Origin of the sequence: Actinacidiphila yeochonensis CN732 (assembly GCF_000745345.1) — a bacterium.
GTDB classification, from domain to species: Bacteria; Actinomycetota; Actinomycetes; order Streptomycetales; family Streptomycetaceae; genus Actinacidiphila; species Actinacidiphila yeochonensis.
This window is the reverse complement of sequence record NZ_JQNR01000005.1, coordinates 480,185-490,765: the sequence shown is the minus strand read 5'-3', so window position 1 is coordinate 490,765 and position 10,581 is coordinate 480,185. Positions and strand designations below refer to the sequence as shown.

Genomic DNA, 10,581 nt, shown 5'->3' with positions numbered 1-10,581 from the left:
CGGCACCGGCCGCGTCCCGGGTCCGTGACGGCACCCCCGACAGCCGGCCCCGGACGGCATCAAGGAGACTCCTGGGCATCGGGGACCCGGTCCACTCCGGGCGCGGCGTCCGTGCCCGCCCGCCGTGGGCCGCAGGCAGGAGAGCAGTAGTCCACAACCAACGGGTCATGACCAGACGGCCATGACCAGCCGGCGCCGCCGCCTCGCGCGGCGGCGCCGAGAACGAGTGAAAGCGAGAGACGACCGATGAGCAGCACGACTCCGGAGGCGCAGCCGCCGGCCCTCCGCACCCCGGCGGACAGCGGCCCCGGCGCGGCGCAGCCGCCCGTGCCGGACGGCGGCTACGGCGACAACGGCGACGGTGGCTCCGGTGAGATGCCTCCGGTGCCCGACGCCATACGCGAGGCGGCCAGGCTCGCGCCCGACCACTGGTTCGGCGTGGTCGACCCGACCTGGGAGGGGGAGGGGACTCCCCCGGAGTGGGCGAGGATCGGCCAGTGGCGTTCCGACGCGGACGGCGAGATCGTCGAGTGGCAGGCGAACCCGGAGTACAAGCCCTCGCCGTACGCGCTGGAATGGCCGGAGGCCACCGACGCGGTGGACGAGGCGGTGCGGCTCGCCGCGACCGGGTACGGCCCGGCCGAGGACGTGACCGCGGCCCTCGCCACCGCCGAGGTCGCCGTGTTCCGCGCGCCGGGCGGCGGGCTGCTGTCCGCGCTGGCACCGGACGAGCAGACCCCGGTGGTGCCGGTGTTCACCTCGCCGGAGTACCTGGAGTACGCCGGCCGCCTCGCCTACGAGACGCTCATGGTGCCCGACCTGCTCGCCCGGTTGCCCGAGGGCCACGAGATCTTCCTGAACCCGTCCGCCCCGGTGAGCATGTCGGTGAACACCGACGCGCTGCGCGAGGCGATCGCCGCCGCGCGCACCGCCGCTGCCGACGGCGGGCCCGCGGCCCCGGCACAGGCCCCGCCGCCCCGCCGCTCCGGCACAGGCCCCGCCACCCCGGCACAGGCCCCCGCTGCCCCCGCAGCTCCCGCCGCCCCGCGCAGCCTCCGGCCGCGCCCGCCGGTAGGACGGCCCGGCCCGCGCGGACCGCGCGGAAGTCCGCCGGCCCGGCCGGTCCCGCCGCCCCCTCCGGCCCGGCCGGCACGAACCTCGGGAACCTGTCGTGACGGAGGCGGCCGCCGCCGCGGTCACCACGTGGTACCGGCCGGGTGGCCCGCCCGGCCCCCGCCCCTGCGCGCGGACGGCACGCCGTACCGCTACGAGATGATCCACGACGGCGGCGCCCGGCGGACGTACGCCGACGAGCCGGCCGCCCTGCTCGGCGCGCTGCTGCCCGGCTACGCCGACCTGGCCGACCCGGTGGACGCCGCGCGGGCCCGGATCGGGCACGCCGTGCGCACCCAGGTCACCACGCAGGCGGCGGTCAACGTCGAGGCGGGCAGCGAGGGGTGCACCCCCGAGCAGTGGGAGCTGCTCAACGGGGACCGCGACCGGCAGCCCGAGCCGGCCGAGTGGTCCGCGCCCGTCCCGCTGCTCCTCGTCGACTGCTTCTACGCGCCGATCACCGACGTACCGGTGCCCGCAGCCGTGCCGCCGGGTGAGATCTTGTGGCTGCGCACCCGCACGGAGGAGGCGTACCTGCGCTCGCTGGCCCGGCTCGGCGTCATCGTGCTGGCCGAACGCACCCCGTCCGCCGAAACGTCCGCCGAAACGGCCGCCGAAACGGCCGCCGAACCGTCCGCGGAACCGGCAGCGGGCCCGTTCACCGAACCGCCCGCAGCCCCGCCCGCCGAACCGTCCGCCGCCCAGGAAACAGGCCCCGCCCCGGCCGGCCACCCGGCCGACCAGCCGGACAGCCGGCCCGACGAAGGAGAGTGACCCCCGTGTCCGAGAACCCCATGGCCGACTTCGCGGCGCTGACCCGCCGCGCTATGGACATGAACCGGGCCGTGACCAGCGCCCATGCCGAGATGGAGAAGATGGAGGCCGCCGGGTACGGCGGCGGCGGCATGGTGCGGGCGGTCGTCTCCGGCGAGAACCGGCTGGTGGCCCTCGACATCGACCCCTCGGTGATCGACCCGGAGAACCCCAGGGCCCTCTCCGAGATGGTCATGGCCGCGGTGGACGAGGCCAACGAGTCGCTGGCCGCCGAACGGGCCACGCGGATGCGGGAGGTGACCGGCGGCCTCACCGACATCGTCGACCAGCTGACCCGGACACCGAGCTCGTACAACGGGCCGGTGATGCCGAAGACCCCGGCCCGGCGGTCCGACGGCAGGCAGTCGCCCCTGCCCTATCTGCCCCGGCTGCCCGGAACCGACGGCACGCGCTGAGCCGGTGTCCCCGATCGGGGACACCGGGCCGTAACGGAAACGGGGGCTACCGGCGGCCGGACCTGGACTCCTACGGTGGAGGTGCTCCAGGGTCTGCCGGGCCTGTTCCTGCCCGCGAACCACCGTGACTGACGAAGAGCGTTGATGTCCCGGATCATCTTCCACCGGCCCACCCGGGTCCTGGCCCCGCAACTGCCCACGGAGCCGGTGGTCCTCTCGGCACCGCCGCAGCCGGTGGGCCGGGACGCCAACAACCTGCTGATGATGATCACGCCGCTGATGACGAGCATCAGCATGGCCGCCTACATGATGTCCGGCGGCAAGAAGATGATGGTCCTGCTCGGCATCTGCTTCGTGGTCGTGTCGGTCATCATGACCCTGGGCATCCGCATGCAGACGCGCCGCACCGCGCGCCGGGAGAAGCTCCGGGCCCGCGACCGCTACCTGGCCCACCTCGTCGAGGTGCGCGCGGTGGCCAGGCAGGTGGCCGAGAGCCAGCGCGCGGTGGCCGCCTGGGCGTACCCGTCCCCGTACCGGCTGTGGGCCATCGCGGAGCGGCGCCGCCGGGTCTGGGAGCGCCGCGTCACCGACCCCGACTTCCTGCGGGTGTGTGTCGGCGTGGGTTCCGCGCCGCTGTCCACCCCGATCCGGATGGCCTCCCGCAACGACCCCACGGTGGAGTACGACGCGCGGGCCAAGGGAGCGGCCGACCGGCTGATCGAGACCATGTCGACCGTCGGCAGCCAGCCCGCGGTGGTGGACCTGTCCCAGGGCGGCGTGGTCAGCGTGCTGGGCCCGGCCGAGGTGGCCCGCGGGGTGGCGCGCGCCGTCGTCTGCCAGATCGGTGTGCTGCACGCCCCCGACGACGTCGGCGTGGTCGTCGTCGGCGGGGACGGCGAGTGGGAGTGGGCCAAGTGGCTGCCGCACACCCACGAACCGGACGCGTCCGGCGACGCCGGTGTCGTCCCGCTGGTCGCCCAGGAGCTCCACGGCGTCGCCGACTACCTGCGGACCGTCCTGGACCGGGTCGCGGAGCAGCCCGCCCAGCGCCGCGGCCTGATGGACCGTGACGCGCCCGACGCCCGGCGCCGGCTGGTGGTCGTCCTCGACGGCTACGACCCGCGGACCAACTGGGCCCGTTCGCAGACCGTCCGGGAGCTGCTGGCGGTGGCCGGCCCGCACAGCGCGATCACCGTGCTGTGCGTCGTGGAGCGGGAGACCGACGAGCCGACCAACGCGGACACCCTGGTCCGCGTCGGCAGGGACGGCGCGCTCACCCTGGACATCCGCCGCCGCACCGAACGCGGCGCCACCCCGCCCCCGCAGGTGGCGGGCATCCTCGCGGAGTGGCCGGAGCCGGAGCTGTGCGAGGCCATCGCCCGGGCGGTGGCGCCGCTGCGGCTGTCGGTGGAGGGCGAGGAGGTCCTCGCCCAGGTGATGTCGCTGCCGCGGATGCTGGGCATCGACGACCTGGACTCCTTCGACCCGGAGCCGCTGTGGGTCGGCGCCGAGGAGGAGTCCGTGCTGCGGATGCCGCTGGGCTTCGACGGGAACGGGCAGCCGCTGCTGCTGGACCTCAAGGAGGCGGCCCAGGGCGGTATGGGCCCGCACGGCCTGGTCGTCGGCGCCACCGGCTCCGGCAAGAGCGAGCTGCTGCGCACCCTCGTCACCGGCCTGGCCGCCACCCACTCCCCGGACCTGCTCAGCTTCGTGCTGGTGGACTTCAAGGGCGGCGCCACCTTCGCCGGCCTGACCGGGCTGCCGCACGTGGCCGGCATGATCACCAACCTCGTCGACGACCTGGCCATGGTGGACCGGGTCCGCGACGCGCTGGTGGGCGAGCAGCAGCGGCGGCAGCGCGTCCTGCGCGACGCCGGCAACATCGACAACGTCCGCGACTACCAGCTGCGCCGGGCCGCCGGCCAGACCGCGCCGGACGGCAGCCCGCTGCAACCGCTGCCGTACCTGCTGGTCATCGTCGACGAGTTCGGCGAGCTGCTCACCAGCAGGCCGGACTTCATCGAGCTGTTCGTCCAGATCGGCCGGGTCGGCCGGTCCCTGGGCATGCACCTGCTGCTGGCCACCCAGCGGCTGGAGGAGGGCCGGCTGCGCGGTCTGGACGCCAACCTGTCGTACCGCATCTGCCTGCGCACCTTCTCCGCCTCGGAGTCCCGGGTCGTCATCGGCACCCCGGACGCCTACCATCTGCCGCCGATCCCCGGGTCGGCGTACCTGAAGGTCGCCGACGCGGTGTACGAGCGGTTCCGGGTCGCCCACATCTCCGGTCCGCACGAGCCGTCCGCCGCGCGGCGTCCGGTCGGCCTGCCCCGCGCTGTCGCCGTGCCGTTCGGCCTGCGGGTGCCGCCGGACCCGGACGCGGAGCCCCGCGGCCTGCCGGAGCAGGAGCGCCCGCGCCCGGCGGCCGGCACCCCGACGCAGATGCAGGTCGTCGTGGGGCGGCTCAGCACCGCGGGTCAGGCGACCCACCAGGTCTGGCTGCCGCCGCTGCCCGCCGTGATCCCGCTGGACGACCTGACCGGCCCGGCCGGCGTCCGCCCCGACCGCGGGCTGACGGCCGAGTGGTGGCCGTACCGGGGCCGGCTGCGCTTCCCCGTGGGCGTCGTGGACATCCCGAGCCAGCAGCTCCAGCAGCCGCTGGTACCGGACTTCGTCCAGTCCGGCCACCTGATGATCGTCGGAGCCCCGCAGTCCGGGAAGAGCACACTGCTGCGCACGATGATGCTGTCGGCGATGCTCACCCACACCCCCGACGAGGCGCAGTTCGCCTGCCTGGACTTCGGCGGCGGCTCGCTGCTGCCGTTCGCGCGGGCCCCGCACGTCAGCGGGGTGGCCGGCCGGCACGACCTGGCGCAGGCCCGCCGCACCCTCGCGGAGGTCCTCCAGCTGATCGCCGAACGGGAGCTCCAGTTCCGGGGGATGGGCATCGACTCGGCCACCGAGTTCCGGCGGCGCCGGGCGGCCGGCGGGCTGCCGCCGCTGATGCGGACCGCCGACCTGTTCCTGCTGATCGACAACTGGGGTGCCACCCGCAACGAGATGGGCGAGATCGACGCGGCGGTGCTGGACATCGCCGGCCGCGGCCTGAACGTGGGCGTCCACCTGGTCCTCACCGCCAACCGGTGGGGCGACATCCGCACCGTGCTGCGCGACGCCGTCACCGGCCGGCTGGAGCTGCGGCTCAACGAGCCCTCCGAGTCCGAGGTGGACCGCCGGGCCGCGAAGGCGTTCGGCAGCGTGCCGCCCGGCCGCGGCCTGGCCCCGCCCAGCATCCAGTTCCAGGTGGCGATGCCGCGGCTGGACGGCCGCACCACGGTCGACGAGCTCGCCGAGGCCCAGGCCGACGTGCTGGACAAGCTCGTCGAGGGCTGGCAGGGCGCGCCGGCGCCGGCCATCCGGATGCTGCCGGAGCGGCTGACCGTCGCCGAACTCGAACTCCCGCAGACGGAGCCGCCCGGCGTGCCCATCGGTATCGCCGAGCACAACCTGAAGCCGGTCTACGTCGACCTCACCGACAACGAGCCGCACTTCCTGGTCCTCGGCGACTCCGGCGCGGGCAAGACGGAGTTCCTGCGCGCCTGGATCACCGGGATGATGGCCCGCCGCACCTCCTACGACGTGCGCTTCATCATCTTCGACTTCCGGCGCGGGCTGCTCGGCCTGGTTCCCCCGGACTACCTGGGGGCCTACGCGGGCGACCCGGCCACGGCGGCGTCGTTCGCGCAGGCGGTGGCGGACAAGCTCACCGAGCGGATGCCGCCCCCCGACGTGACGGTGCAGCAACTGCGCGAGCGCAGCTGGTGGCAGGGGCCGGAGTTCTACATCGTGGTGGACGACTTCGACCTGGTGTCCTCCGGCCGCCAGTCGCCGTTGGCGCCCCTGGTCGACTTCCTGCCGCAGGCCCGCGAGCTGGGCTTCCACGTGGTGCTCGCCCGCCGGGTCTCCGGCCTGATGCGCCGCCAGCTCTCGGAGCCGCTGCTCAGCCGGATCCAGGAGCTCGGCGCCGACGGGCTGGTGCTGTCCGGCGACCCGCGCGAGGGCCCGGTCCTGAGCGGCCATCGGGCCCAGTCGCAGCCTCCGGGCCGCGGCGTACTGGTCCGCCGCTCGGCGCCGACGGCGCTGGTGCAGCTGGCGATGAACACCGAGGCCGGCCAGTCGGACTGACGGGGGCGGTGAGCCCTCGGCTGGGGCGTCAGCGATGAGCCCTCGGCCGCGAACCGTCAGCGGTCAGCTATGGGCACTGGGCACTGGGCCCTGGGCCGTCAGCCGTGGGCCTGCTGGGCGTGCCGGGGCAGCAGGCCCACCAGCGGCAGGGTCAGCAGGTTCAGGCCCGCGGCGATGCCGAAGACCAGCTCCGCGGCGGCCAGTTCGGAGTGGACGGAGGGGTGGCCGACCCGGCTGAGGAACACCGTGCCGAGGGCGGCGACGCCGATGGCGCCGGCGAACTGCTGGACGGCGTTGAGCAGGCCCGCGCCGGTGCCGACCTCCTCGGCGGTGGCGTCGCCGATGACGAAGTCGACCAGCGGAACGAACACCAGTCCTGAGCCGAAGCCGGTGACCAGCAGCGCGGGTGCCAGCTTCCCGGCGGTGAGGCCGTCGCCCCAGTGGGCGGTGGACCAGCACAGGGCGAGCAGGCCGACGACGGCGATCGACAGCCCCAGGCGCAGGGTCGCGCGGCCCAGCTTCTCGGCCAGCACGGCGCCCGCGAGCAGGACGGCGACGGCGGTGCCCAGCGCCCAGGGGATCAGGGTGAGGCCGGTGCGCAGCGGCGTCCAGCCCATGCCCTGCTGGAGCAGCAGGTTGAGGACGAGGACGAACGCGCTGAGCGAGGCGTAGAACCCGGCCACGATGACCAGGCCCACGACGAAGCCGCGCTTGCGGAACAGCGAGGGCGTGACGACCGGGTGCGCGCTGTACCGCTGGGAGACGGTGAAGAGCGCGAGCAGGACGACCGCGGCGGCCATCATGGCGTAGGTCCAGGCGGGCCAGCCGAGGTCGCGGCCCTGGATGAGCGGGACGACGAGCAGCGCCGAGGCCGCGGTGAGCAGGCCGACTCCGGTGAGGTCGAGGCGGGCGGTCGGGTCCTCGCCGCCGCGGCGGGGCAGGACACGCAGGCCGAGCAGGGCGGCGGCGACACCGAACGGCACGTTGACCAGGAAGATCGCGCGCCACTGGCTGCCGAACAGGTCCAGGTGGAGCAGCCAGCCGGCCAGGATCGGCCCGGCCACCATGGTCAGGCCCATCAGCGGGCCGACTGGGGCCAGCGCCCTGCGCAGGTGCCGGGGCGGGAAGACGACCTTCACCAGGGCCAGCCCCTGCGGGATCATCACCGACCCGCACAGGCCCTGCACCGTGCGGGCGACGATCAGGAAGACCGCGCCGGGGGCGAGCCCGCAGGCCAGCGAGGCGAGGGTGAAGCCGGCCATGCCGAGCAGGAACAGCCGTCGGCGCCCGAGCAGGTCCCCGAGCCGCCCCGAGGTGACCAGGCCGAGCGCGAAGGCCGCGGTGTAGGCGCTCAGCACCCACTGCACGGTCACCTGGCCGCCGCCGAGGTCGGCGCGGATGGAGGGGCCGGCGAGGTTGGCGACGCTGGAGTCGAGCAGATCCATGATGTCGGCCAGGACGACGACGACCAGGACGGGCCAGGCGGCGTGCAGCGGCAGCGTGGTGGTGGTGTCGGGGTCACTGGCGGCGGGGTCGGTGGTGGCGGCGGCGTCGCGGTCGGTGTCGGTGGCTTCGGGGTCACTGGTGGTGCCGGGGCCACTGGCGTCGGGGTCGGTGGTGTCGGCGGCGTCGGGAGTGTCGGTTGGGGTGGGGTCGTGGCCGTGGCCGTGGCCGAGGGCAGGGCTGGGGTCGCTGATGAGGCCACTGGTGGGGCCGGTGGCGGCGGGCTCCTGGGGCGAACGCTGATCGGTTGACACGAACACCGTTCTACATCGGAACGGCGTTCTGAGCAATGCGAACACCGTTCTCCGTGGTGCGGAACACTGTTCGCCGGTTGGCTAGACTGCCCGCATGTCACCGACTCCGCAGGAACGGCGCGCGGCCCGGCACCAGCTCGGCACCGTCGGCCCCACCGCGCCCGCGGGCCGGCGCGGACCGTCCGGCGGCCGCAAGAAGCCGATCACGGTGGACGCCATCATCAGCACCGCGTTCGACATCGTGGAGCGCGAGGGGTACGAGGCCCTGTCCATGCGCCGCCTGGCCACCGCGCTGGAGACGGGACCCTCGTCGCTCTACGCCCACGTGGTCAACAAGGAGGACCTGGACGAGCTGCTCATCGGCCGGCTCTGCGCCGAGATCGAGCTGCCCGAGCCGGACCCCGAGCGCTGGCGGCAGCAGATCGTCGGCGTCTGCGCCCGGCTGCGCGACCAGTACCTGCGCTACCCGGGGATCTCCCGGGCGGCCTTCGCCGCCGCCCCCTCCAACCTGGACACCCTGCGCGTCGGCGAGGGCATGCTCGCGATCCTGCTCGCGGGGGGCGTCGACCCGCTGGCCGCCGCCTGGGCGGTCGACTCGCTGTCGCTCTACGTCAGCGCCTACACCCTTGAGGTCTCCCTGGCGGGCACCCGGCTCAGCCGCGACGGCGAGGGCTGGGTGGTCAGCCGCGACGAGCTGATGCGCCGGTTCGCCGCCCTGCCCGACACCTTCCCCCAGACCAAGCGCTACGCCACCGAGCTGACCGCCGGCACGGTCCACGACCGGTTCGCCTTCGCCGTCGGCCTGATGATCGACGGCCTCCCGGGCGCCCGGCACGACCGCTGACCAGGGTGACCAGGCGCGGGGCGTGCGGGTTGCCGGCCGAGGCGTAGCGCGAGGACGCGGCGGCGAACAGCGGGAGCGAGAAGGACGGCGCGCGCTCGCCGCCGGAGACCGGGGCCGGTGGTGGTCTGCCACCGGCCGTGCTGGTGCCGTTCGATGCCGAACCCGTGCCAGGAGCGGTAGTCCAGGGCGGTGGTGAGGCGCTCCAGTCGGGTTCCGGGCGGGTCGTCGGTGCGACCGCCGCCCGCGGGAGGGCGCCGAGGCCCTCTGCGGCGGGCGCCGGCGCCGGGTCCGGATCAGCCGATCGGTTGATGGGGCTGAGCCGGGCGGTGGATCGGCCGGTGCCCGAGGAAGGGAGCCGGGCGGTCGATGCCGGCGGGGCGCCCGCGCTGCGAGGCTGGTCGCAGTGGCCCGGAGGTCTCCGGGACGGGAAGGGACGCCGCCATGCCGCCCGCTGTCGAGGTGCGGAACCTGCACAAGCGCTACGGGACGGACGTGGCGGTCGATGACGTGTCGTTCACCGTGGAGCAGGGCGAGATCTTCGGGATCCTCGGTCCGAACGGCGCCGGCAAGACGACCACCGTGGAGTGCGTCGAGGGGCTGCGGGAGCCCGACCGGGGCGAGATCAGGGTGCTCGGGCTCGATCCCCGGCGCGACCGGGCCGAGTTGACGCAGCGGCTCGGCGTCCAGCTCCAGGACGGGCGGCTCCCGGACCGGCTGACGGTCGGCGAGGCGCTGGCGCTGTACGGCTCGTTCTACCGGAAGCCGGCCGACCGGCGGGCCCTGCTGGACGTGCTCGGCCTGGCCGGCAGGTCCCGTACCCCGTACGGCAGGTTGTCCGGCGGGCAGCGGCAGCGGCTCTCCATCGCCCTCGCGCTGGTCGGGAGCCCGGAGGTGGCCGTCCTGGACGAACTCACCACCGGGCTGGACCCGCGGGCCCGGCGCGACGCGTGGGGCCTGATCCAGGACGTCCGCGCCCGTGGGGTGACGATCATGCTGGTCACCCACTTCATGGAGGAGGCCGAGCGGCTGTGCGACCGGGTGGCGGTGATCGACCGGGGCCGCGTCGTCGCGGTGGACAGCCCGGCGGCGCTGGCCGAGCGGGTCCGGGGCGGGCAGCGCATCCGGTTCCGGCCCTCCGCCCCGTTCGACGACGCTCTGCTGACGGTCCTGCCCGAGGTCACCGGCCTCACCCGCCAGGGCGACCTCGTCGTGGTCACCGGCACCGCCGACGCCCTCAACGCGGTCACCTCCGTACTGGCCCGCGCCAGCGTCGCCGCCGAGCAGCTGCGGGTGGAACAGCCCAGCCTGGAGGACGCGTTCGTGGCACTGACCGGCCGCCACGGCGCCGACGGAGCAGGCACCGCCGACCCCGGAAGCCGCCGGTCCCGGAAGCAGCCGGGCCGGAAGCAGCCGGGCCGGAAGTAGCCGGGCCCGGGATGGCCGGGCCGGAAGTAGC

General features: G+C 74.7%; 6 protein-coding genes. 5 read left to right on the top strand and 1 reads right to left on the bottom strand.

The window, feature by feature from the left end; genetic code table 11:
* Nucleotides 1–246: 246 nt before the first annotated feature.
* The 3 genes from BS72_RS37230 to BS72_RS14230 all read left to right on the top strand — a co-directional run bounded on the left by BS72_RS37230 (nt 247) and on the right by BS72_RS14230 (nt 6,524).
* The gene (locus tag BS72_RS37230) at nt 247–1,887 is read left to right on the top strand and encodes a type VII secretion system-associated protein (RefSeq protein ID WP_198545892.1); all 1,641 of its coding nucleotides are present in this window, start codon (nt 247–249) and stop codon (nt 1,885–1,887) included.
* Between the two features lie 5 nt (nt 1,888–1,892).
* Entirely contained in the window at nt 1,893–2,342 is a 450-nt protein-coding gene (locus tag BS72_RS32315) for a YbaB/EbfC family nucleoid-associated protein (RefSeq protein ID WP_051951102.1), read from the top strand.
* Nucleotides 2,343–2,486: 144 nt separating this feature from the next.
* Nucleotides 2,487–6,524, top strand: a complete 4,038-nt coding sequence (locus BS72_RS14230; protein WP_037910841.1) for a type VII secretion protein EccC — start codon at nt 2,487–2,489, stop codon at nt 6,522–6,524.
* A gap of 98 nt (nt 6,525–6,622) precedes the next feature.
* Here BS72_RS14230 and BS72_RS14225 read toward each other — a convergent pair whose 3' ends face one another.
* A complete protein-coding gene (locus BS72_RS14225) occupies nt 6,623–8,281 on the bottom strand; it encodes a DHA2 family efflux MFS transporter permease subunit (RefSeq protein WP_232792404.1) in 1,659 nt (552 codons plus the stop codon).
* A 94-nt stretch (nt 8,282–8,375) separates the two neighbouring features.
* Here BS72_RS14225 and BS72_RS14220 point away from each other — a divergent pair, with 94 nt between their 5' ends.
* Both BS72_RS14220 and BS72_RS14215 read left to right on the top strand, forming a co-directional pair.
* Nucleotides 8,376–9,125 (top strand): TetR/AcrR family transcriptional regulator, encoded by a 750-nt coding sequence (locus BS72_RS14220; RefSeq protein WP_037910838.1) that lies wholly within the window; start codon nt 8,376–8,378, stop codon nt 9,123–9,125.
* Nucleotides 9,126–9,566: 441 nt separating this feature from the next.
* Nucleotides 9,567–10,550, top strand: coding sequence for an ABC transporter ATP-binding protein (locus BS72_RS14215; RefSeq protein ID WP_078901358.1), 984 nt, complete (start codon nt 9,567–9,569; stop codon nt 10,548–10,550).
* Nucleotides 10,551–10,581 lie beyond the last annotated feature (31 nt).

What these genes read in the sequence shown, in the direction of transcription:
- BS72_RS37230 (WP_198545892.1), top strand. Translation starts at nt 247, where the DNA reads ATGAGCAGCACGACTCCGGAGGCGCAGCCGCCGGCCCTCCGCACCCCG.
- BS72_RS14230 (WP_037910841.1), top strand. Translation starts at nt 2,487, where the DNA reads ATGTCCCGGATCATCTTCCACCGGCCCACCCGGGTCCTGGCCCCGCAA.
- BS72_RS14220 (WP_037910838.1), top strand. Translation starts at nt 8,376, where the DNA reads ATGTCACCGACTCCGCAGGAACGGCGCGCGGCCCGGCACCAGCTCGGC.
- BS72_RS14215 (WP_078901358.1), top strand. Translation starts at nt 9,567, where the DNA reads ATGCCGCCCGCTGTCGAGGTGCGGAACCTGCACAAGCGCTACGGGACG.